At 68.3% G+C, this 21,161-nt stretch carries 18 protein-coding genes; 11 read left to right on the forward strand and 7 right to left on the reverse strand.

Going from position 1 to position 21,161, the window contains the following annotated elements; all coding sequences use genetic code 11:
- Positions 1 to 5: 5 nt before the first annotated feature.
- Both LFT46_RS04910 and ppsA read left to right on the forward strand, forming a co-directional pair.
- The gene (locus LFT46_RS04910) at positions 6 to 839 is read left to right on the forward strand and encodes a pyruvate, water dikinase regulatory protein (RefSeq protein ID WP_236801321.1); all 834 of its coding nucleotides are present in this window, start codon (positions 6 to 8) and stop codon (positions 837 to 839) included.
- A 146-nt stretch (positions 840 to 985) separates the two neighbouring features.
- Positions 986 to 3,415, forward strand: a complete 2,430-nt coding sequence (gene ppsA / locus LFT46_RS04915) for a phosphoenolpyruvate synthase (RefSeq protein WP_236821426.1) — start codon at positions 986 to 988, stop codon at positions 3,413 to 3,415.
- Between the two features lie 84 nt (positions 3,416 to 3,499).
- Here ppsA and LFT46_RS04920 read toward each other — a convergent pair whose 3' ends face one another.
- Entirely contained in the window at positions 3,500 to 3,934 is a 435-nt protein-coding gene (locus LFT46_RS04920; protein WP_236821427.1) for a nuclear transport factor 2 family protein, read from the reverse strand.
- Positions 3,935 to 4,114: 180 nt separating this feature from the next.
- On the opposite strand from LFT46_RS04920, the gene LFT46_RS04925 reads away from it, so the two are divergent.
- Together LFT46_RS04925 and LFT46_RS04930 are read left to right on the forward strand one after the other, a co-directional pair.
- Positions 4,115 to 5,164: a helix-turn-helix transcriptional regulator gene (locus LFT46_RS04925; protein ID WP_236821428.1), complete on the forward strand. Its 1,050-nt coding sequence runs from the start codon at positions 4,115 to 4,117 to the stop codon at positions 5,162 to 5,164.
- A 16-nt stretch (positions 5,165 to 5,180) separates the two neighbouring features.
- Positions 5,181 to 6,098: a CPBP family intramembrane glutamic endopeptidase gene (locus LFT46_RS04930; protein ID WP_236821429.1), complete on the forward strand. Its 918-nt coding sequence runs from the start codon at positions 5,181 to 5,183 to the stop codon at positions 6,096 to 6,098.
- Positions 6,099 to 6,136: 38 nt separating this feature from the next.
- Here LFT46_RS04930 and LFT46_RS04935 read toward each other — a convergent pair whose 3' ends face one another.
- Together LFT46_RS04935 and LFT46_RS04940 are read right to left on the reverse strand one after the other, a co-directional pair.
- Positions 6,137 to 6,643 carry a DinB family protein gene (locus tag LFT46_RS04935; protein WP_236821430.1) on the reverse strand — a complete coding sequence of 169 codons (507 nt, stop codon included), beginning with the start codon at positions 6,641 to 6,643 and terminating at the stop codon, positions 6,137 to 6,139.
- Between the two features lie 42 nt (positions 6,644 to 6,685).
- Positions 6,686 to 7,576 (reverse strand): potassium channel family protein, encoded by an 891-nt coding sequence (locus LFT46_RS04940; protein WP_236821431.1) that lies wholly within the window; start codon positions 7,574 to 7,576, stop codon positions 6,686 to 6,688.
- A gap of 60 nt (positions 7,577 to 7,636) precedes the next feature.
- On the opposite strand from LFT46_RS04940, the gene LFT46_RS04945 reads away from it, so the two are divergent.
- Positions 7,637 to 8,137 carry a GNAT family N-acetyltransferase gene (locus tag LFT46_RS04945; protein ID WP_236821432.1) on the forward strand — a complete coding sequence of 167 codons (501 nt, stop codon included), beginning with the start codon at positions 7,637 to 7,639 and terminating at the stop codon, positions 8,135 to 8,137.
- A 215-nt stretch (positions 8,138 to 8,352) separates the two neighbouring features.
- Here the strand turns inward: LFT46_RS04945 and LFT46_RS04950 are convergent, their stop codons facing one another.
- On the reverse strand, positions 8,353 to 10,029 hold the full coding sequence (locus LFT46_RS04950) for an FAD-binding dehydrogenase (RefSeq protein ID WP_236821433.1): 1,677 nt from the start codon (positions 10,027 to 10,029) through the stop codon (positions 8,353 to 8,355).
- Positions 10,030 to 10,190: 161 nt separating this feature from the next.
- Here LFT46_RS04950 and LFT46_RS04955 point away from each other — a divergent pair, with 161 nt between their 5' ends.
- The 5 genes from LFT46_RS04955 to fdhF all read left to right on the forward strand — a co-directional run bounded on the left by LFT46_RS04955 (position 10,191) and on the right by fdhF (position 17,422).
- Positions 10,191 to 11,000: a slipin family protein gene (locus LFT46_RS04955; RefSeq protein ID WP_236801331.1), complete on the forward strand. Its 810-nt coding sequence runs from the start codon at positions 10,191 to 10,193 to the stop codon at positions 10,998 to 11,000.
- Positions 11,001 to 11,173: 173 nt separating this feature from the next.
- A complete protein-coding gene (locus tag LFT46_RS04960; RefSeq protein ID WP_236821434.1) occupies positions 11,174 to 12,559 on the forward strand; it encodes an OFA family MFS transporter in 1,386 nt (461 codons plus the stop codon).
- A 1-nt stretch (position 12,560) separates the two neighbouring features.
- Positions 12,561 to 12,704, forward strand: coding sequence for an MFS transporter small subunit (locus LFT46_RS04965; protein WP_236801333.1), 144 nt, complete (start codon positions 12,561 to 12,563; stop codon positions 12,702 to 12,704).
- A gap of 219 nt (positions 12,705 to 12,923) precedes the next feature.
- Entirely contained in the window at positions 12,924 to 14,666 is a 1,743-nt protein-coding gene (locus LFT46_RS04970) for an NAD(P)H-dependent oxidoreductase subunit E (RefSeq protein ID WP_236821435.1), read from the forward strand.
- Positions 14,663 to 17,422, forward strand: a complete 2,760-nt coding sequence (gene fdhF / locus LFT46_RS04975) for a formate dehydrogenase subunit alpha (RefSeq protein ID WP_236821436.1) — start codon at positions 14,663 to 14,665, stop codon at positions 17,420 to 17,422. Before LFT46_RS04970 ends, fdhF begins: the two co-directional genes overlap by 4 nt.
- On the opposite strand, the gene LFT46_RS04980 is transcribed toward fdhF, so the two are convergent.
- The 3 genes from LFT46_RS04980 to LFT46_RS04990 are packed head-to-tail and all read right to left on the reverse strand — an operon-like array spanning position 17,373 to position 20,127.
- Entirely contained in the window at positions 17,373 to 17,804 is a 432-nt protein-coding gene (locus LFT46_RS04980; RefSeq protein ID WP_236821437.1) for a DUF2177 family protein, read from the reverse strand. The two genes, fdhF and LFT46_RS04980, sit on opposite strands and share 50 nt — an antisense overlap.
- Positions 17,801 to 19,669 (reverse strand): AMP-dependent synthetase/ligase, encoded by a 1,869-nt coding sequence (locus LFT46_RS04985; protein ID WP_236821438.1) that lies wholly within the window; start codon positions 19,667 to 19,669, stop codon positions 17,801 to 17,803. Before LFT46_RS04985 ends, LFT46_RS04980 begins: the two co-directional genes overlap by 4 nt.
- Positions 19,666 to 20,127, reverse strand: coding sequence for a MarR family winged helix-turn-helix transcriptional regulator (locus LFT46_RS04990; protein ID WP_236821439.1), 462 nt, complete (start codon positions 20,125 to 20,127; stop codon positions 19,666 to 19,668). The genes LFT46_RS04985 and LFT46_RS04990 overlap by 4 nt, the downstream gene beginning before the upstream one ends.
- A 136-nt stretch (positions 20,128 to 20,263) precedes the next feature.
- Here LFT46_RS04990 and LFT46_RS04995 point away from each other — a divergent pair, with 136 nt between their 5' ends.
- A complete protein-coding gene (locus LFT46_RS04995) occupies positions 20,264 to 21,133 on the forward strand; it encodes a DUF1295 domain-containing protein (protein ID WP_236821440.1) in 870 nt (289 codons plus the stop codon).
- Positions 21,134 to 21,161: the final 28 nt, after the last annotated feature.

Here is a 21,161-nt window from a genome sequence, read left to right on the forward strand (position 1 = left end):
TTTCCATGACCACTGCTGCTCTGAACACTTCTGCCCTGCGGCCTGTCTACTTCCTCTCGGACAGTACCGGCATCACCGCGGAAACGCTGGGCAATACGCTGCTCACCCAGTTCCCGGTGGACAACTTTGACCGCGTGACCATCCCCTTCATTACCACCGAGGAGCAGGCGCGGTCCGTGGTGCGGACCATCGACGCCTTGGCCGCCACCGGGCCGCGACCGCTGGTTTTTTCCACCGCGGTGAGCAGCGAAATCCGGCAGATCCTGGCCGGATGCAAGGGCGCCATGGTGGACCTGATCGGCACCCACGTGGGAGTCCTGGAGGAGGCGCTCGGACACCCGGCCAGCGGCGAACCCGGCAGGGCGCACGGGCTGGGGAACGCCGCGCGCTACCAGTCCCGGATGGCGGCCGTGGAGTATGCCATGGAGCACGATGACGGCCAGAGCCTGCGTGCGCTGGAGAAGGCCCAGGTGATCCTGGTGGCCCCGTCCCGGTGCGGCAAGACGCCCACCACCATGTACCTGGCGCTGCAGCACGGGATCTTCGCGGCAAACTTTCCGCTGGTGGACGAGGACTTCCAGCGGGACGGGCTGCCCAAACCGCTGCGGCCTTTCGTGTCGAAGTGTTTTGGCCTGTCCTCCAACCCGCTGCGCCTGAGCCAGATCCGCACGGAACGCCGGCCCAGCTCGCCGTATGCGTCCCTGCGGCAGTGCGGGTTTGAGCTGCGCAGCGCCGAACAGCTGTATGTCTCGCACCGAATCCCGTACCTGAACTCGGCCACCGTCTCCGTGGAGGAGATGGCGGCCACCATCCTGCAGCGGATGAACCTGAAGCATTAGCCCCCGATTTCACAAAAGTGGCGTAGCCCACATGATGTGGAAACTCCGCTGCAGACCTGAAACTGTTAGCAGGGTTTTCCTTCCGGCCGGCACTACCGTGAACGGCCGGCCACGCCTACGCCACCCTCTGCAAAGGAGCAGTAAACATGACGACAGACGTTCTGTGGTTCTCTGAACTCGGACTCAAGGACCTGGACAAGGTGGGCGGCAAGAACGCCTCCCTGGGCGAGATGGTCCAGAACCTGACCTCCGCCGGCGTCCAGGTCCCGGACGGCTTCGCCACCACGGCCGACGCCTACCGCCGGTTCCTGTCCGATTCCGGGCTGGACCAGAAGATCGCCGACCGGCTGGTGGGGCTGGACACCGATGATGTGACCGCCCTCGCCGCAGCCGGCCAGGAGATCCGGACCCTGGTCCGCGAGACGCCCTTCCTGCCGGACTTCGAGGCGCAGGTCCGCGAGGCGTACCAGCAGCTGGTGGACAAGCACGCAGGCTCCGAGGACCTGTCCTGGGCGGTCCGCTCAAGCGCCACCGCGGAAGACCTTCCCGATGCCTCCTTCGCCGGGCAGCAGGAGACCTTCCTGAATGTGCGCGGCATCGAGAACATCCTGCAGGCCATCAAGGACGTCTTCGCCTCGCTCTACAACGACCGCGCCATCGCCTACCGCGTGCACCACAAGTTTGAACATGCCGAGGTGGCACTCTCGGCGGGCATCCAGCGCATGGTGCGCTCCGACGTCGGCGCCTCCGGCGTCATGTTCACCATGGACACCGAATCCGGCTTCCAGGACGCCGTCTTCGTCACCTCCTCCTACGGCCTGGGCGAGGCCGTGGTGCAGGGCGCCGTGAACCCGGACGAGTTCTACGTCTACAAGCCTGCCCTGGCGGCTGGCCGGCCCGCGATCCTTAAGCGTGGCCTGGGCGAGAAGGCCCTGCAGATGACGTACACCAGCAGCAGCGAGATCGGCCGCACCATCGACTTCGTTCCGGTGGAGGAGTCCCAGCGCGCCCGCTTCAGCCTCACGGACGACGACGTAGAGCAGCTTGCCCGCCACGCCGTCGCCATTGAGAAGCATTACGGCCGCCCGATGGACATTGAATGGGGCAAGGACGGGATCGACGGCGGCCTGTACATCCTGCAGGCCCGTCCGGAGACCGTGCAGTCACGCCGGGCCCCCGGCAGCATGAGCCGGTTCCGCCTGAACGAGAGCGGCCCCGTGCTGGTGGAAGGCCGTGCCATCGGCCAGCGCATCGGCGCCGGCAAGGTCCGGATCCTCACCGCCATCGACCAGATGGCCTCCTTCCAGACCGGCGACGTGCTGGTGGCGGACATGACCGACCCCGACTGGGAACCGATCATGAAGCGCGCCTCCGCCATCGTCACCAACCGGGGCGGACGCACCTGCCATGCAGCCATCATCGCCCGGGAACTGGGGATTCCCGCCGTCGTCGGAACCGGCAACGCCACCGATACCCTGTCCGACGGCCAGGAGGTCACGGTGTCCTGCGCCGATGGCGAGACGGGCGTCATCTACCAGGGCCTGCTGGACTTCAGCGTGGAGGAAACCGGCATTACCAACCTGCCCGAAGCTCCCGTGAAGGTCATGATGAACGTGGGCACGCCGGAGCAGGCGTTCACCTTCGCGCAGCTGCCCAACCACGGCGTGGGCCTGGCCCGGCTGGAGTTCATCATCAACCGGCAGATCGGCATCCACCCCAAGGCCCTGCTGAACCTGGACAGCCAGCCCGAGGACGTAGCCGCCGAAATCCGGCAGCGGATCAGCGCCTACGCCAGCCCCCGCGAGTACTACATCAAGCGGCTGGCCGAGGGCGTGGCCACCATCGCCGCGGCCTTCGCGCCGGAACCGGTGATTGTGCGCATGTCCGACTTCAAGTCCAACGAGTACGCCAACCTGATCGGCGGCCCCGCCTACGAGCCGCACGAGGAAAACCCGATGATCGGGTTCCGTGGCGCGTCCCGCTACCTGGAGCCGTCCTTCCGGGACTGCTTCGACCTTGAGTGCGAGGCGCTGTCCTTCGTCCGCAACGAGATGGGCCTGACCAACGTCAAGCTGATGATCCCGTTCGTGCGGACCCTGGACGAGGCGCAGGGCGTCATCGAACTGCTGGCCGAGAACGGGCTGCGCCGCGGCGAGAACGGCCTCGAGGTGATCATGATGTGCGAGCTGCCGTCCAACGCGCTGCTCGCCGACGAGTTCCTGGAGTACTTCGACGGCTTCTCCATCGGCTCGAACGACATGACCCAGCTGACCCTGGGCCTGGACCGGGACTCGGCGATCGTGGCCAACAGCTTCGACGAGCGGGACGCGGCCGTGAAGAAGCTGCTCAGCATGGCCATCAAGGCCTGCCGGGCGAGGGAAAAGTACGTGGGCATCTGCGGCCAGGGCCCCAGCGACCACCCCGACTTCGCCGAATGGCTGGTCAAGGAAGGCGTCAACTCCGTCTCCCTGAACCCGGACACTGTGGTGGACACCTGGATCCGGCTCGCCGGCGCGTCTGATGCTCCCGAAGCTGCCTCCAACGGCGCGGCGGTTGCCGCCGCCGGTGCAGCCTGACCTACAACCAGTAGCCCGCAGCTGCCAAGGGCGGTCCCGCCATAGCCGAAAGGCCGTGACGGGGCCGCCCTTACTGCTTGGTCCTCACTGGTTGGATAGTTCAGGGAGCAGCCCCAGCTGTCCCAGGAGTTCCATCTGGTCAAAGTAGGCGTGGTGCGCGGTGATCAGGCCTGCCTGCACTCTGGCAATGTCGCAGCTTCGCACCCGGACCTGCTTCCCGGTCGCGGGCAGGGTCCCGCCGGTGGGCAGGCCCAGCGACCTGGAGTTCGTGCCCGCCACGAAACCCTCGACGATGGCCACGTCCACGGCCTCATGCCTTGCCGACTGCTCGTACCTGACATCCGGCATCGCCTCCCAGAAGTGGTGGAAGTACTCCGCGATCGCCTCCCTGCCGCTGATTTCGCCTTGGTCCGGAGTCCGGAGCACGGCGTCAGCGGCGAAGCAATCCGCCAGTTCCTCAATGTCTTTTGCCGCCATGGCAGCCATTAACCGGTCCATGGCATCGCTTGCCTGTCCCATTTCAGCCTCCTTTGGTCCTTGGGATGAGCCCCGAAACGTCGCGTCCCGCGCGGCGTCCGTGAAGGAAAAGTACGACGGCGGCACGCACCACGGCGACCCCCTCGATGGGGGTTTCGGGGTGCTGCGGGAACCCCCAAAATAGGGGATTGCTGCAATGGCGGCCGGGACGATACTGGAGGTATGTGGGAGGAGCGCGCGGAGCGTGCCCGGCGGGAGATCGCTGCCATGGCCGTCGGCGGAATGGACTTGGCGGACCTCTATGCCGCGGCGCTTGCCGTTGTGCAGCGGGCGGTGCCGTTCGAGCAGGGGTGCTGGGCCGGCGTCGACCCCGACTCGATGGCGATGACCTCCATCACCAATTGGCAGCCGTGGCCGGTGGGCGGGCACCAGTTTGAGGAGTACTTCATGCGGTTTGCCCAGTCCGAGTACACGGGCCGGGAACCCAACACGTTCGTCGAGCTGCTGCGGCGCCAGCGTCCCGTCGCCAGGATTTCGGATGCGCCGCACCGGGATGTGGTCCGCAGTGTCCGGATCAACGACCTGCTCAGGCCGCTCGGCCTGGAGCATGAGCTGCGTGCCGCCTTCCGGGTGGACGAGGCGTGCTGGGGAGTGGGCAGCATCTTCCGCGAAGGCGGCCGCGACTTTACCGACCGGGAGGTGGAGTTCCTGGCCGCCGTGACCGCAACCCTGGCTGCGGCCACCCGGGCGGTTGTCCGGGTGGGGCACCCCACCGGGCCGGCCGCCGTCGGGCCCGTCATTGTCCTGGCCGGGCTGCACGGTGACCTGCGCGCCGCTACGCCCGCCGCCGCCTCCTGGCTGGCCGGGGTGGAGGACGTGGCGCCCGGCCGCTTTAGCCAGACGCTGTATGCCGTAGTCGCGCAGGCGCATGTCGCGGCGTCCGGCACGGCGCGGGCCAGGATGCGCGATGCCAGGAACAACTGGGTGATGCTGCAGGCCAGCCGGCTGATTACCGGCGATGATCCGGAGCAGATGGTGGTCACTGTGGAACCCGCTACCACCCACGAACTCGCCGGCCTGCTGCTGATGGCGTACGGGGTGACTGCCCGCGAGCGGGACGTCTGCCTGGAGGTGCTGTCCGGAAACCCGACCGCGGAGATCGCCCGGCACCTGTTCATCTCGCCGCACACCGTGCACGACCACCTGAAGTCCGTGTTCGAAAAAGTCGGCGTTGGCAGCCGGGGGGAGTTGGTGGCCCGGCTCGTAGCCTGAAAGGCGGGGAGGTTTCATGCATGCCTTGACGGAATCGGTGCGCAGACATCCGCTGCCGTGGTACTTCGGCGTGACCTTCTTCCTGTCCTGGGCCGCCATTGTGGTGGCCGTCCTGGCGGTCACGGGTGGCTTGTCGCCCACGCCGGAACAGTTCCAGCTCACCATTCCCGTGACGGTGCCGGCCATGCTGCTGGGACCAGCTGCCGCCAGCCTGGTTCTGACGGGAATCGTGTCGGGACGGGCAGGGTACCGGGACCTCTGGTCGCGGCTGCGTGTCTGGCGGGTTGACCGGCGATGGTACCTCTTCGCACTGCTGGTGGCACCGGTGACGTTGGCGGTCCCCGTGCTGGTGCTGTGGCTGTTTTCCCTGGATTATGCGCCGCGGTTTGTCACGGAGCCGGATAAGGCAGGAACCATCCTGATGGCGCTCGCCATCGGTCTGGCGGCTGGATTTCTTGAGGAGATCGGGTGGACCGGGTTTGCCATTCCCAAGGCCAGGCAGCATTACAGCGTTCTGTGGACCGGGCTGCTGGTGGGCGTGCTCTGGGGTGTCTGGCACTTCTTCGTGAGCTATTGGGGTGGCGGCGGGACAAACGGCGGGGTGCCGCTGGCAATCTTCATGTCGTTCTGGGTGGTTTCGGTGCTCGTCGGCCAGCTGACCGCCTACCGGGTGCTGATGGTCTGGGTCTACGAACATACGGGGAGTGTGCTTGTGGCGGCGTTGATGCACGCGAGCCTGGCGGCCTTCCAGTTCATCCTTAACCCGCTGACACCCGGAGTTCCCCAGCAGGTATACCCGTGGGGCCAGGCCGCCGCAACGTGGGTGGCGGTCGCCGCCGTGGCACTGACGAGCCGCGGCGAGATGACCGGCCGCCGCCGTTTCCTGCCCATCAACGTCCGGTCACATCACAGGGCACCGCACAGGCGGAGGTAGCTTGCGGGCCGCGTGCGGTGCCGGCCGCCGCCTCCGCTTCAGGCCGCGCCGTGCTCCGCCAGGATCTGTTCGCGCAGGATGTCTGCGTGGCCGCAGTGCTGGGCCAGCTCGCGCAGCATGTGCAGGTAGACCCAGCGAAGCGGGACTGGCCCGCGTCGGTTGCCGGTCACCACGCTGTCCAGACTCAGCGGGGCCGCTGCGGCACGGGACGCGGCACAGGCTTCCCGATGCGCCGCCCGGACCGAATCGATCGTGTCGCCATCGTGCAGGATGAATGACTCGTCCGGCGTCGTCGGGATGCCGATCTCACTCCGTGGGCGGCCGGTGAAGGCTTCATCGAACCAGACCTTCTCCACGAAGGTGGCGTGCTTCACCAGTCCCAGCAGCGTGGTGCGGGAGGGGACCAGCCGCCGTCGTGCCTGCTCCTCGGTCAGGCCGTCCAGGCAACCGTTGAGGGCGGCCCGGTGCTCGTCCAGGAAGAACTCGAACTGCCCGCGCTCGGGTTCGTTGATGACGTCGTCCATCGAGTGGAAGTGGGGTGCCATAGGCAGACCCTAGCAAGGCGGGCGCCCCTGGAAGCAGCCACTTCACTTTCGCCGCTCCGGCGGCCGCCGGTGCCGGTGGTGGAGCTCGTAGTGGTCGAACACGTCGGAGGAGGTGCTTCCCTCGTGGCCGAACTTCCCGCGCAGCACCTCGGCCAGGTCCTCCAACGCCGCGTAGAGCATCCGCCCGGCGAACCGAAGCTCGGCGTTGTCGCTGCCCTGGGCCTCCGACGCCAGCTGGTGGGCGTAGGCAAGCGTGGCCGGCAGCGACCCCCGTTGCTCCACCTCGTGGAAGTAATAGGTCTCGTTGAAGGACAGCAGGTCGATGCTCACGGAGGCCACGTTCTCCGCCATCGACTCCAACAGTCCCGCAGCGTGCCGGGCCTCCAGCGAGGCAATGCCGGACGGACCGGCTGCCTCGCGGAACAGGTTCAGCTGGTGGGCAAGCGCGCGGCGCCTGCTCAGCGCCGGGTAGGTCTGCAGGATCCAGGAGACCGTGGCGGTCAGCAGGCCAAAACCCGCAACAGCCTGGAATGCCATGACCAGCCGAAGGACCGGGTGGATGGCCACGATTTCGCCGAACCCCGCGGTGGAAAGGGCCACCAGCGAAACGTAGAGCGCCTCGGCAAAGTCGGCCTGCCGGGGAATGTCCGCCGAGTAGGAGAAACCGGCCGGCAGGTGCGGAAGGTACAGCAGCGCCCAGCCCACCGCAGCCAGGGCAGCCCACGCCGCGATGACGGCTGCCATGGCCATCGGCGCGGCGACGGAGGAGGCCCCGCCCCGGACCTTCCTCGACACCCGCCAGAACACCCGCATGATGGTCCGGCCCACCGGACCGGAGCCATGCGGGTACAGCAGCGTCATGAAGACATCGGCGATCATCAGCAGAATCAGCGCTAAGCCCACCACCGTGAAAAGCACGCCTTCAAAGTCCATGCCTCATCCTAAGTGCGCAGGATGGCGCGGGAACGCCGGCCCGCTGGCTAGGCTGGCGCCATGGACTTTCGACTTCGCCAGGCCACGCCGGAGGACGCCGAGGCAGTGGTGCTCATGCAGACGCAGGCGCACGAGGAGTGCTACCCGCACCTGCTGTCGGCGGATTTCTTCGCGCGGCGCAGGGCCAGCATCCCGGAGCGGGTGGTGCGGCGGCGGACGTTCCTGGCCAGGGACGAGCCGCGGATCCTTGCCTTCGACGGCAACGACCAGCTTGTGGGCTACGCGGACGCCGGCCCCGGCCGGGAGGACGACGCCCCCGAAGCGCTGGAGCTCTACTCTATCTACACCCTCCGGCGCACCTACGGAACGGGGCTGGGGGCGGCCCTGGTGAGTGCCGCCGTCGGCTCCGGCCCGGCCTACCTGTGGGTGCTGGAAAACAATCCCCGCGCCCTGGCCTTCTACCGGAAGCAGGGGTTCCGGCCGGATGGCAAGCGCAACACCCTGCCGCCCGAATGGGAGGAACTGCCCGAAGTCCGGCTGGTGCGGCGGGCGCAGCCTTAGCAGCAGGAGGCGACGGGAGCTGCGTACGACGGCGGCAGTGCGCGCCCAACGCGAGATGACAGTTCACGGCAGTGCTTCACAGGAACATTGCTGCGAACTGCCATCTCGCGGGTTATGGACGACGGCGGGCGCCGCGTCCGTGCCGTAGGTGCGGTTGAGTTCGCGGGAAGTGAGGACGTTCGGCCTGGGTACCGGGCAGGCCAGCCGGGGTGAGGTCAGAGCGCGGCGGCCAGGCTCCGGCCCACGGTGAGCCCGGTGAAGATGCAGCCGCCCAGGAAGGTGCCCTCGAGCGCGTTGTAGCCGTGGGCGCCGCCGCCGCCGAAGCCTGCCGCCTCGCCCGCAGCGTAGAGGCCGGGAATGGCAACGCCGTCGTGCCCGAGCGCCTGGCCGGACAGGTTGGTCTGGATCCCGCCGAGGGTTTTCCGCGTGACCACATGCAGCCGCACCGCGATCAGCGGCCCGGCCTTCGGGTCCAGGATCCGGTGCGGCTTAACGGTACGGAACAGCCTGTCGCCCAGGAAGCGGCGGCTGTTGCGGATGCCTGCCACCTGGGCGTCCTTGGAGTACGGGTTCCGGACCTCGGCATCGCGCTCCCCGATCTGCCGCCGGAGCTGCGCGTAGTCCAGCAGCGGCTCCTCCGTCAGCCCGTTCATCCCGCGGACCAGATCCGCCAGGTCGTCCGCCACCACGAAGTCCGCGCCGTGCTCCTTGAACGCCTCGATCGGGGCGCCGGCGCCCCGGCCCAGCCGGGTCCGGAGCAGCAGCTTGAGGTCGCGGTTGGTGATGTCCGGGTTCTGCTCGGAGCCGGAGAGGGCGAACTCCTTCTCGATGATGCGCTGGTTGAGGATGAACCAGGAATGGTCGTACTGCTGGATGTCGGCGGTGGTTCGCAGGAGGTTCAGGGTGCCCAGGGTGTCGTAGCCCGGCAGGCCGGGGGAGGGGAGCCGCCGGCCCAGCGCATCGAACCACAGCGAGGACGGGCCCGGCAGGATCCGGATGGCGTGGTCCGGCCAGATGGGGTTCCAGTTCTGGATGCCCTCCGTGTAGTGCCACATGCGGTCCCGGTTTACCAGCCGGACGCCGGACTGGTCCGCGATGTCCAGCATCCGCCCGTCCACGTGCTGCGGCACCCCGGTGACCAACTTCTGCGGCGGCGTCCCCAGCCGCTCCGGCCACCAGCGGCGCACCTGGTCATGGTTGCCGCCGATCCCGCCGGATGCGATGACCACCGCCTGCGCCTGCAGCTCGAACCCGCCAACCACCTCCCGGGTGGAGGACACCCCGCGCGGGGACGTGTCCGGTGCCAGTACCGAGCCCCGCACCCCGGTGACCGTGCCGCCGTCGTACGTTAAACCGTCCACCCGGTGCCGGAAAAAGAACCGGACGCTGCCCGACGAAGCCGCCTCGCGGGCCTTGTCAGCGAACGGCTCGGAGACGCCGGTGCCGGTGCCCCACGGGACGTGGAAGCGGGGGACTGAGTTGCCGTGGCCGCCGGCCCTGCCGTCTCCGCGCTCGGCCCAGCCCACCAGCGGCGTGAACCGGATGCCCTGCTGCTGCAGCCAGGCGCGCTTCTCCCCGGCGGCGAACTCGACGTACGCGCGGCCCCACTGGCGGGCCCACTCGTCCTCGGGAAGGCGGCCGGACAGCCGGTCCCACTGTGCCGATCCCTGCCAGTCCTGCCACGCCAGCTCGAAGGAATCCTTCACGCCCAGGCGGCGCTGCATCGGGGTGTCCACCAGGAAGAGCCCGCCCAGGGACCAGAACGCCTGCCCGCCCAGGTTGGCCTCATTCTCCTGCTCCACGACGGCCACCCGCTTGCCCGCGCGGACCAGTTCGTTGACGGCCACCAGCCCCGCCAGGCCGCCGCCGATGATGATGACGTCCGCGTCCATGCGATCCCTGCCCCGGTTGTTGGTAAGTGAGAGTTCAGCATCAAACTACAGCAGGTTTGAAGCTCTCCCTTTCAAGGTTGGTGGGAGAATGGAGCCGGGACATCTGTCACGGCGCCGCCCGGTTCCGGCAGGTCCCGCCAGCAATTCAGGAGGGGATCCTTATGGACCCCACCACATTGGTTGTCATCGTCCTGGTCATCCTGCTGCTCATCGTCGCGAGGATGGCGGTCCGGATCGTGCGTCAGTTCGAAAAGGGCGTGCTCTTCCGGCTTGGCAGAGTCATCGGAGTTCGGGAACCGGGCCTGCAGTTCATCATCCCGGTGATCGACAGGCTGCAGCTGGTCAGCCTGCGGATCGTCACCATGCCCATCCAGTCCCAGGGCATCATCACCCAGGACAACGTGAGCGTGGACGTCTCCGCGGTGGCCTACTACCGGGTGGTGGACGCCGTGAAGTCGGTCGTCGCGATCGAGAACGTGGCCGCGGCCATCGACCAGATCGCCCAGACCACGCTGCGGAAAGTCGTAGGCCAGCACACCCTGGACCAGACCCTGTCGGAGACCGCGAGGATCAACGCCGACATCAGGGAAATCCTTGATGTACTTACCGTCGAATGGGGCGTCGAGGTCACGCTGGTGGAGCTGAAGGACATCCAGCTGCCCGAAAGCATGAAGCGTGCCATGGCCCGCCAGGCCGAAGCGGAACGCGAAAAAAGGGCAAAGATTATCGCCGCCGAAGGCGAAGCGATCGCCGCAACAGCCCTCGGTGACGCCTCCGACACCATGATGGCCCACCCGCTGGCACTGCAGCTTCGAAACCTGCAGTCCCTCGTAGAGATCGGCGTGGACAAGAACACCACGGTCGTCTTCCCCGCCCCGCTGATGAGCACAATCGGCGAACTCTCCGCCTTCCTGGCCCGCGAAGGCCAGGCGGCATCCTCCGGCAGCACGTCACCCGTCAAGGCGGCCTGACTTTCGCCTGCACGCCGCTCGGCACAAAAAACCCGCCGCTCGGCGCGCCAACAGTACGTTTGCTGATGATTTGCATCATGATTGCCGAAGGCAACGGGCCGGGCCAAACCAAGGCCCTTGGCCTCTGGCCCGATCAGACATTGACGTCTTCCACAAGCAAAGGGAATCAAACCATGGGCTTCCTGGACCGTGACCACTCCATCGCCCCGCCGGGCTTCAACCGCTGGCTGGTGCCGCCCGCCGCGCTCGCCGTCCACCTGTGCATCGGGCAGGCCTACGCCACCAGCGTGTACAAGACCGCGCTGGTCAAGCACTTCGGCGCCAGCCTCACCGAGGTCGGCGTCATCTTCTCCATTGCCATCGTGATGCTGGGCCTCTCCGCCGCGATCATGGGCACCTGGGTTGACACCAACGGCCCGCGCAAGGCCATGTTCACCGCCGCCATGTTCTGGGTGGGCGGCTTCCTGATCGGTTCGCTGGGCATCTTCACCCGCCAGCTCTGGCTGGTGTACCTGGGCTACGGCGTGGTGGGCGGCATCGGCCTGGGCATCGGCTACATCTCGCCCGTGTCCACGCTGATCAAGTGGTTCCCGGACCGGCCCGGCCTGGCCACCGGCATGGCGATCATGGGCTTCGGCGGCGGTGCGTTGATCGCCAGCCCGGTATCCCAGGCCCTGCTCAAGGCATACGACCCCAACTCCGGTGCGCAGGGCTGGGTTGCCAGCGGCGATGCCGTGGGCAAGCTCTTCCTGACCCTCGCCGCCGTCTACCTCGTGTACATGCTCTTCGGTGCATTCACCATCCGGGTGCCTGCGGAGGGGTGGCGGCCCGCCGGGTTCGACCCCGCCAAGGTCAAGGCGGCAAAGCTGGTGACCACGGATAACGTGTCCGCGAAGAACGCCATCAAGACCCGGCAGTTCTGGCTGGTGTGGGTGGCGCTGTTCTGCAACGTCACCGCGGGCATCGGCATCCTGGAGCAGGCAGCGCCCATGATCCAGGACTTCTTCCGGCAGTCCGATGGCAAGTCCCTGGTGACCGCGAGCGTCGCGGCCGGCTTCGTGGGGCTGCTGTCCATCGGCAACATGACCGGACGCTTCGCCTGGTCCGCCACCTCCGACGTCACCGGACGCAAGCGGATCTACATGATGTACCTGGGCGTCGGCGCCGTGCTGTACATCATCCTGGCGCTGGCCGGCTCCACCTCGACCTTCCTGTACGTGGCACTGGCGTTCGTCATTATTTCCTTCTACGGCGGCGGCTTCGCCACAGTCCCCGCCTACCTGAGGGACCTCTTCGGGACCTATCAGGTGGGCGCCATCCACGGCCGGTTGCTCACCGCATGGTCTGCGGCCGGGGTCGCCGGGCCGCTGATCGTCAACTCGATCCTCGACGCGCAGGGCAAGCCGGGCCAGCTGAACGACGCGTCCTACCAGCCCGCGCTGCTGACCATGGTGGCACTGCTGGTGATCGGCTTCATTGCCAACCTGCTGGTCAAACCCGTCGATGCCCGATTCCACGAACCCCGCCCCGAGCGGCACACATCTTCCATGGAGGCCTGACATGAGCAGCACTGCACACACCCCCGGCGCCCAGCCGGTCAAGCGGTCCACCGGCCGGCTAATCCTGGGCTGGGCTTTGGTAGGGATCCCGCTGGCTTACGGCGTCTTCCAGACACTGACCCAGGTGGCGGCGCTCTTCGGATAGCCCGCTACGCTTGCCTGCGCGTCACACTGGCCCAGTTTTCAGGGACGAACGTCCGTGGGGCCGCTGAATTTCAGCGGTTTCCTCCTGAAAACTGGGCCAGTCTGTGTGCGGGCGTGACGCCGGGCACGCCACCGACGGCCGGGTGCACCAGTCCGCGCTCCATGGGCGGGGACTTTGGACCCTTCCCCGGGCTGCTCCGAAGCGACGAGGGTTGGGGTCATGCAGGAACCCCGGCAGCCGGGCTCCCCAACCGATGGCACAGGGGATTGGACCACGGACGATCCGTTCCGGCGGTATGCCGCCCGCTTTGGGCGTGAAATCACCCGTGTCCCGGACTCATTGCTGCAATCCATGGCCGGCACGGATGCTGCCGGGCCCGAGGGTGGCACGGGGACCGCCCGCGGGATAGCCCGCACCCTGGGCCTTCCCGCCGCGGCCGTGGAAGGCCCGGCGTCCTTCTTCGCGGACTTCGCAGTGCCCCACGGCAACAGGCACGTGCGGGTGTGCACCGCCGCGGCATGCTTCGCGGCAACCGGCGGGACGCACCTGGCCACCGTGGAGGCGGCACTCGGAGTGGAGGCCGGGAGCCGGGCCGGGGATGGCTCCGTCTCGTTCCAGGCGGTGCACTGCCTGGGCTTCTGCTATTCGGGGCCGGCAGCGCTGGACGGCGCTGAGGCACACGCCGGGCCGGACCTGGCAGCTCAACTGGCGCACCAAGCTCCGCGGACCGCTCCGCCCATCCCGGTGGCGAGCAACAGCCGGGTGCCCGTGGTGACGGCCGGGGTGCTGGGAGAAGCGCAGCCGTGGTCGGTATGGCCCGCCATCGCAGCCTCCGCAGCCCCCGGGGATGTGCTGGCAGAAGTGGAAGCGGCGCAACTGCGGGGACGGGGTGGGGCAGGCTTCCGAACCGCCGCGAAATGGCGGGCTGCGCTTGAGCACCCTGCGCCCCGGGTGGTGGTGGCCAACGGTGACGAGGGGGACCCGGGCTCCTTTGCCGACCGGCTCCTGATGGAAGAGGACCCGCACCGCGTCCTGGAGGGCCTGGCGCTGGCCTGCTACGCCGTCGGCGCAGAGACCGGAATCGTTTTTGTCCGCTCCGAGTATCCCCGCGCCGCGGCCAGGCTGCGGGAGGCGCTGGCTGCGGCTCGGGAAGCCGGCCACCTTGGCCCCGACGTGGCAGGTAGTGGAACGCGGCTGGACATCCGGGTGGCGGTTGGCGCCGGGTCCTACGTGTCCGGCGAGGAAACCGCCCTGCTGAACGGGCTCGAGGGACTGCGCGGCGTGGTGCGGCCGCGCCCGCCGTTCCCCACAGCACACGGGCTGCACGGCAGGCCCACCGTGGTGAACAACGTGGAGACACTCTGCGCCGTCCCGTGGATCATGCAGCACGGCGGTCCCGCGTACGCGGAGATGGGAACTGCAACCGAGTCCGGGACGATGTTGGCATGCCTGTCCGAGCGGTTCCTGCGGCCCGGCGCCTATGAGGTGGAGATCGGCACGCCCGTGCGGAGGATTGTGGAGGACCTCGGGGGCGGACTGCGTGACGGCGCCACCCTGCGCTCCCTGCAGATAGGCGATCCGTTGGGCGGTTTCCTTGGCCCTGACGACCTCGATATCCCGCTGAGCGAAGCCGCCCTGTCCCGGCATGGGGCAGCCCTGGGCCACGCGGGAATCGTCGCCTTCGATGACCGGCTGACCGGCACCCAGGTGCTGCAGAACCTCTGGGACTTCGCCGCGGAGGAGAGCTGCGGGCAGTGTTCGCCCTGCAGGGTGGGCACGTGGCGCGGGCGGACGCTGGCCGGGCTGCCGGAAGACCCGCAGCAGGGGGACGACGGCGGCGCGCAACGGAACCACGTGCTGCGCACCATGGCAGTGGGCAGCCTGTGCGCATTCGGACGCCGCGTCCCGGCTGCGGTGCGAAGCCTCGCCCGTGTCTACGGACTTCCCGGGTGGACGGCATGAGGCTCTCCGTCGACGGGCACCCGGTGGACGTGACGGACGGCGCAACCCTGCTCGACGCCGTGCGCGCCGCCGGGCTGGCGGTTCCCACCTTGTGCCACGATGACCGGCTCAGCACTGTGGCCTCGTGCCGGACGTGCCTGGTGGAAGTGGCCGGCCGCGGCCTCGCGGCAGCCTGCAGCACACCTGCCCAGGACGGGCTTGTCATCGCGGTGGAAGCCTCCCGGCCGGACCGGCGGGCGGCACTCGAAGCCATTGTGGCGGGACTGCCGCCCAGGGCGCTGGACGCATACCAAGGTGGGCCGGAGGCGGACCGGAGTGAGCTGGCCCGGGAGTGTGCGGAGCACGGTGTGCGCGCCCCGGCGGGCGCCGTGCTGCTCCCGGTCCGCGGCGTCGACCACTCCCACCCGTACGTCAAGCTGGACCGCGACCTTTGCATTGCCTGCGGGCGGTGCGTGCGCGCCTGCGCGGAGATCCAGGGCACGTTCGCCCTCACCCTGGTGGGCAGGGGAGCGGGGACGGTGGTGGCGCCGGGGACGGGTGGCCCGTGGGCGGAATCAGATTGCGTCTCCTGCGGCGCCTGCGTGGACACCTGCCCCACGGGGGCCCTCTCGGAGCCCGGGCTGCTGGACCTGCAGCGGACAACCAGCGAACAAGCACCCAGCGAACAAGCACCCAGTGACCAGGCACCCAGCGAACAGCGGACGACGACGACATGCGGCTATTGCGGCGTCGGTTGCACTTTGGAGGTGGCTACCCGGGGCAGCAGCATCATGACCGTCAAGCCGGCCATGAACGGGTCCCTCAACCGGGGACACGCCTGCGTCAAAGGCCGGTTTGCCCACGGGTTCCTCAACTCAGCGGAGCGGCTCAGCACGCCCCTGATCCGGCGGAACGGGACGCTGACTCCCGCAACCTGGGACGAGGCCATCGGGTTCGTGGCTGGCAGGCTCACCGCAGTCCGGGACGCAGACCCGGACGGATTCGCCCTGATTTCATCGGCACGGGCCACGAATGAGGAGAACTACCTGGCCCAGAAGTTTGCCCGCGCCGTCATGGGAACCAACAACGTGGACAACTGTTCCCGTCTCTGCCACGCCCCCTCGGCCACCGGCCTGGCTGCCGCCTTCGGCCTGGGCGGCGGGACCAACCCGTTCGATGACCTGGATGCGTGTGACGCGATCCTGCTGGTGGGTGCGAACCCGACGGCGGCACACCCCGTGGTGGGCTCACGCATCTTCGAGCGGGTCATGGGCGGAGCGCGCCTGGTGGTGGTGGATCCCCGGCGGACGTACCTGGCCCGGCACGCGGCTGTCCATCTCCGGCCCCGGCCGGGAACCAACGTGGCTGTGTTCAACGGACTGGCGCACGTCCTGGTACGGGAGGGGATGACTGATTCCGCGTTCCTGGCGGCGCACGCCACCGGTTATAAGGAACTGCGGGTGCTGCTGGAGGACTACCCACCGGACCGGGTGGCAGCGATCAGCGGGGTGCCGGCGGAGGACCTGGTGCAGGCGGCGCGGCTCTACGGGCAGGCAGCGGCGCCGGCCATCTTCTACGGGCTGGGCGTGACGGAGCACCTGCACGGCACGGACGGTGTCCGGACACTGTCCAACCTCGCAGTCCTGCGCGGAGCTGTGGGCCCCGGCGGCGGAGGCGGTGTGAACCCGCTTCGGGGACAGAACAACGTCCAGGGTGCTTCGGACATGGGGGCCCTGCCGGACCTGCTGCCCGGGTACCAGAAGGTCGGTGACCCTGCCGCGCGGGACCGGTGCGCGGCCGCCTGGCGGGCTGAAGTGCCTGCCCGGCCCGGTCTTCGGATCCCGCAAATGTTTGCTGCCGCCCGGTCCGGGGCGCTCCAGGCGCTCTGGATCATTGGCGAGGACGTGCTCACCACGGACCCGGACAGCACCGCCGTCCGCGCCGCGCTGGAGGCCTGCCCGCTGGTGATCTGCAACGACCTGTTCCTGTCCGATACCGCCGCGGCCGCCGACGTCGTATTCCCTGTGGCGGCGTGGCTGGAGAAGGAGGGAACGTTCGTCAACTTTGACCGGCGCTTCCAGCGGGTCCGGGAAGCCGTTGCACCCCCTGCAGGTGTCCGCACTGACTTTGCCGTGCTGCACGCCGTCGCGGACCGGATGGGGGCGGGCCTCGGCTGCGAAACGCCCGCGGATGCCATGGCGGAGTGCGCCGCCGTGGCGCCCCTGTTCGGCGGTGTCACGCACTCCCGGCTGGACCGTGAAGGGCCGCTGCACTGGCCGTGCGGATCCCCGGATTCCCCCGGTACGGCCCGGCTCTACGAGGACCGCTTCGCGACGCCGGACGGGCTGGCCCATTTGGCCGCCAGGCCCTATCTTCCGCCCGGCGAGGAATGCGACGGCCAGTTCCCGTTCCTGCTGATTACGGGGCGCAGGGCGGAGCACTACAACTCGGGGAGCATGACGCGGCGCACCGCCAACCTGCGCCTGCTGGGCCGGGAGACGGTGGACGTCGGGCCGGGCGACGCGGCGGCGCTGGGCGTGGGCGACGGTGACACCGTCCGGGTGGCGAGCAGGCACGGGGAGGCGGTGCTTCAGGTGAAGATCAGTGACGACGTGGAACCGGGCCAGGTGTTCGCCGGTTTCCACTTCCCCGGCGCCGCGGTCAACGGACTCACCTCGCCGGTGGGGGATGAGGCCACCGGCTGCCCGGAGTACAAGGTCACCGCGGTCAGGCTGGCTGCGTCTTCCCGATCCGCCGGCGGAGGACCGTCGCGGTAATCCACGTGACCAGGCTGCAGGCCGCAGCGCCCCAGAGGATGTCCGTCACGGCCACCAGCGCGGTGAAGTCCTTCAGCACGGCAAACCCGGTGAGCGCCCACGTGGCGTAGGTGAAGAACCCGAACAGTGCCGCCCCCGTGACCCGCTGCCGCACGGAGACGTCCTGGGCGTTTGGACGGACGCCGTAGTGCACCATCCCCGCCACGAAAATGACATAGAACAGCACCGCGCCCAGGAGGTTCGCCTTGGGCGCCAGCAGGCCGCCGATCTGGCCCTGGTACAACGGGTTGGCCACCAGCAGGATCCACGCGACGTCCAGCACGGCGAAGATCAAGGCGGTGACAACGTAGGCGGTCAGCCAGTTCCTGGTGCGGGGGCTCATGCTCTGCTCCTTGCGTCGGTGTAGAGGTTTTCCACGAAGTGGCGGGCGCGTTCTGTGAAGACGGCGCGTTTGAGCTTCATGGTGGGGGTGACCAGCCCGTGGGACTCGTTGAGGTCGGCCAGCAGCAGCACGAACTTTCGCACCTGTTCCGACCGGGCCAGGCGGGCGTTCGCGGCAGTGACCACTTTGCCCACCACCCCCAGCAGCCGCTCGTCCTCGATCTGGACCGCGCTGCCGTCATCGGGGATCCGCAGCCCGGCAAGGTCGGCGATGCCCTCCCGCTCGGCCCAGGCCGCCACGGACTCCGGGTCCAGCAGCACCAGCCCGCCCAGGTAGGGCTTGCCCTCGCCCACCATGACGGCGTGCGCCACCAGGGGGTCGCCCTCCACGTAGCCTTCCCAGATGGAGGGGGTCACGGTTTTGCCGCCCGCGGTGACGATCACGTCCTTGATCCGGCCCTTGAGGGTGAGCCGGCCGCCGGAGTCCAGGGAGCCCAGGTCGCCGGTACGGAAGAAGCCGTCCACAAAAGCATCCGCATTGTCGGATGCCCGGCGGTATCCGGCGAAGACTCCCACGCCGCGGGCCAGCACCTCGCCCTGGTCCGAGATCCGCACCGTGGTGCCGGGCATCGGCACGCCGACCGTTCCGGAATGGATGGCGCCGGGCAGGTTGCCGGTGAGCGGGGCAGTGGTCTCCGTGAGCCCGTAGCCTTCGATGACGGGCAGGCCCAGGCCGCGGAAGAAGAGGGACAGATCGGCATCCAGGGCGCCCGCCCCGGAGAGCAGGCAGTCCAGCCGGCCGCCCACCAGCGCCCGGAGGCGGGGGTAGAAAAGCCGGTCGAACACCGCGCGCCGCACCCGCAGGCCGCGCGGGGCACTCAGGGAGGGATCGGCGTCGTGCGCTTCGGCAAACCTGCCCCACTCCACGGCCGTGCGCTGCGCCAACGCCCACACGCGGCCCAGGTGTTTCTGCGCCGCGGCGGCGGCTGCGGAGGCCTGGATTTTCTGCAGGACGCGGGGGACCACCACCAGGAACGTGGGCCTGAGCGCGCCGAGGGCGGGCACCACGTCGCGGGGGTCGGAGAGGTGCGCGATGCGCATGCCGTTGGCCACGCAGATCAGCTGCAGGCCGCGGGCAAGGACGTGCGCCATGGGCAGGAAGATGATGGTATTGCCGTCCTCGCGGACCACGCTGGTGTAGGCGGCGCCCACGTTGAGGATCTGGCCGACGAAGTTGCGGTGGGTGATCAGGGCGCCCTTGGGGGCTGCGGTAGTGCCGGAGGTGTAGACGATGGTGGCCACCGAATCGAGGTCGTGCAGCAGGCGGCGTTCCTCCACGTCGCCGTCCGGTATCTCCGCGCCGCCCTGGACCAGGGCTGCCAGGTCGGCGCCGGGGCGGGCATCCATGGTCCAGACACCCAGGTGCCCAGCACCGTTCCCCGCAAAGCCCTGCTCCAGCAGGGCAGCGTGCGCGGCGGTGCCGGCGAGCGCCAGGCGGACGTCGGCGTCTTCCAGGACGGCGGTCACCTGCGGCAGGGCGGAGGTTTCGTAGATGGGAACCACGACGGCGGCGGCGAACCACGCTGCCATGTCCGCCACCGCCCATTCATAGCGGGTGGGGGACATTATGGCCATCGAATCGCCGGGCTGCAGGCCGGCGGCGATCAGGCCCTTGGCCAGGGCGCGGACTTCGTCCACGAACTGCCGGGTGGTTACCTGCCGCCAGGGATCGGTGACGGGGGCTCCGCCGGCCCGGACCTCGAAGGCGACGTGGTCCGGGGAGATGCGGAAGCGGTGCATCAGCAGGTCCGTGGCGTTCCGGTGCCCGGACAGGTCGGCCAGCGGCGGGGAGGTGAACTCTCTCAAGGGGTGTCCTTCTCGGAAAGGGAGTGCAGGTGGTCCTGCATGAGGTTCAGTGCGATGTTGAGGAAGTCCCCGACGGCGTCCTGCCGGGCGCGGGGGAGGGCTTCGAGGTACTGGTTGGTGGCGTCCATGAGGGGGCGCATCAGGTCCATGATGTCCTTGGTGGCCGCGGGGGTGGCGCTGACATGCACGTGCCGCCGGTCCTCCTCCGAGCGAAGCCGTTCGGCGTAACCGCGCGCTTCCAGCCGTCCGACGATGGCGGTGGTGGTGGCAGCGGTGGCGCCCAGCTTTTCGGCAAGGGTGCCCACGGTGACTGCCCCTGACTGGGCCAGCGCCGAGAGTGCGCGGTAGTCGGTGAGGTTCAGGTGCAGGCAGCGGGCCACTTCCCGCTCGGTTTCGTTGGCGAGGTCGAACAAAGCCTGGAGCGCGGACGCGGCGGGGTGGTAGGGCGGCGGGGCCATGGTTCCTCCTCAGCAGCCTTATAGTAGTTATTGTCCTCTAGTCATCAAATTCATTTGAATACATGAAAGACTAGCAGGCGCGGTTGGGACCGGTCGTGCAGCAGCGCGCGGCCGGCCAGGGGAAAGGAACCTGTCCGTGAACGACAAGAGCCGCAAGGCACTCATCAGTACCGTTATCGCCGTGGTGTTGGCGGTGCTCATCGCCCTCGCCGGAAGCCAGGGCGGAGCCAGGATCGCCGGGTGGCCCGTGTTCGCGCTGGGAGTTGCCATCGCGTTCGTCATCCAGTGGCTGGTGTTCATTCCGTCCTTCAAGGCGCAGACGGAGAAGTTCTACGACCTCACCGGCGCCCTCACCTACATCTCCATCACGGTGTTCCTGGTGCTGGCGTCCCCGGGGGTGGACGCGCGCGGATTGCTGCTGGCGGCCATGGTGGTGCTGTGGGCCGCGCGGCTGGGAAGCTTCCTGTTCCTGCGGATCAGCAAGCACGGCAAGGACGACCGCTTCGATGAGCTCAAGCCCGACTTCTTCCGCTTCCTGAATACCTGGACCCTCCAGGGCCTGTGGGTGGTGCTCACCGCCGCGCTTGCCTGGGTGGCCATCACTTCGGACAAGAAAGTGGGCCTGGACGGGTTCTTCTGGGTGGGCCTGCTGGTGTGGCTGGTTGGCATCAGTATCGAGACCGTGGCCGACGTGCAGAAGACCCGCTTTAAGGACAACCCCGCAAACAAGGGCCGGTTCATCAACACCGGCCTGTGGTCCAAGTCCCGCCACCCCAACTACTTCGGAGAGATCACGCTCTGGGTGGGCGTGGCCATCATCGCGCTGCCTGTACTCCAGGGCTGGCAGTGGGCGGCACTGATTTCCCCGGTGTTCGTGGCCCTGCTCCTGATCAAGGGCAGCGGCGTGCCGCCCCTTGAGAAAAAGGCGGACAAGAAGTGGGGCGGCCAGGCCGACTACGAGGCCTACAAGAAGAACACCCCTGTGCTGGTACCAAAACTGAAGTAGGGCTTTCCCAAACAGGGATTGACGACGG

This window comes from Arthrobacter sp. FW306-07-I (assembly GCF_021800405.1).
Classification (GTDB): Bacteria; Actinomycetota; Actinomycetes; order Actinomycetales; family Micrococcaceae; genus Arthrobacter.

Bases quoted from the DNA above. Each gene is read 5' to 3' on its own strand.
- LFT46_RS04980 (WP_236821437.1), bottom strand. From the start codon at position 17,804: ATGAGCCCCCGCACCAGGAACTGGCTGACCGCCTACGTTGTCACCGCC.
- LFT46_RS04920 (WP_236821427.1), bottom strand. From the start codon at position 3,934: ATGGGACAGGCAAGCGATGCCATGGACCGGTTAATGGCTGCCATGGCG.
- LFT46_RS04960 (WP_236821434.1), top strand. From the start codon at position 11,174: ATGGGCTTCCTGGACCGTGACCACTCCATCGCCCCGCCGGGCTTCAAC.
- LFT46_RS04925 (WP_236821428.1), top strand. From the start codon at position 4,115: ATGTGGGAGGAGCGCGCGGAGCGTGCCCGGCGGGAGATCGCTGCCATG.
- LFT46_RS04945 (WP_236821432.1), top strand. From the start codon at position 7,637: ATGGACTTTCGACTTCGCCAGGCCACGCCGGAGGACGCCGAGGCAGTG.
- LFT46_RS04940 (WP_236821431.1), bottom strand. From the start codon at position 7,576: ATGGACTTTGAAGGCGTGCTTTTCACGGTGGTGGGCTTAGCGCTGATT.
- LFT46_RS04965 (WP_236801333.1), top strand. From the start codon at position 12,561: ATGAGCAGCACTGCACACACCCCCGGCGCCCAGCCGGTCAAGCGGTCC.
- fdhF (WP_236821436.1), top strand. From the start codon at position 14,663: ATGAGGCTCTCCGTCGACGGGCACCCGGTGGACGTGACGGACGGCGCA.
- LFT46_RS04970 (WP_236821435.1), top strand. From the start codon at position 12,924: ATGCAGGAACCCCGGCAGCCGGGCTCCCCAACCGATGGCACAGGGGAT.
- LFT46_RS04935 (WP_236821430.1), bottom strand. From the start codon at position 6,643: ATGGCACCCCACTTCCACTCGATGGACGACGTCATCAACGAACCCGAG.
- ppsA (WP_236821426.1), top strand. From the start codon at position 986: ATGACGACAGACGTTCTGTGGTTCTCTGAACTCGGACTCAAGGACCTG.
- LFT46_RS04910 (WP_236801321.1), top strand. From the start codon at position 6: ATGACCACTGCTGCTCTGAACACTTCTGCCCTGCGGCCTGTCTACTTC.
- LFT46_RS04990 (WP_236821439.1), bottom strand. From the start codon at position 20,127: ATGGCCCCGCCGCCCTACCACCCCGCCGCGTCCGCGCTCCAGGCTTTG.
- LFT46_RS04930 (WP_236821429.1), top strand. From the start codon at position 5,181: ATGCATGCCTTGACGGAATCGGTGCGCAGACATCCGCTGCCGTGGTAC.
- LFT46_RS04955 (WP_236801331.1), top strand. From the start codon at position 10,191: ATGGACCCCACCACATTGGTTGTCATCGTCCTGGTCATCCTGCTGCTC.
- LFT46_RS04950 (WP_236821433.1), bottom strand. From the start codon at position 10,029: ATGGACGCGGACGTCATCATCATCGGCGGCGGCCTGGCGGGGCTGGTG.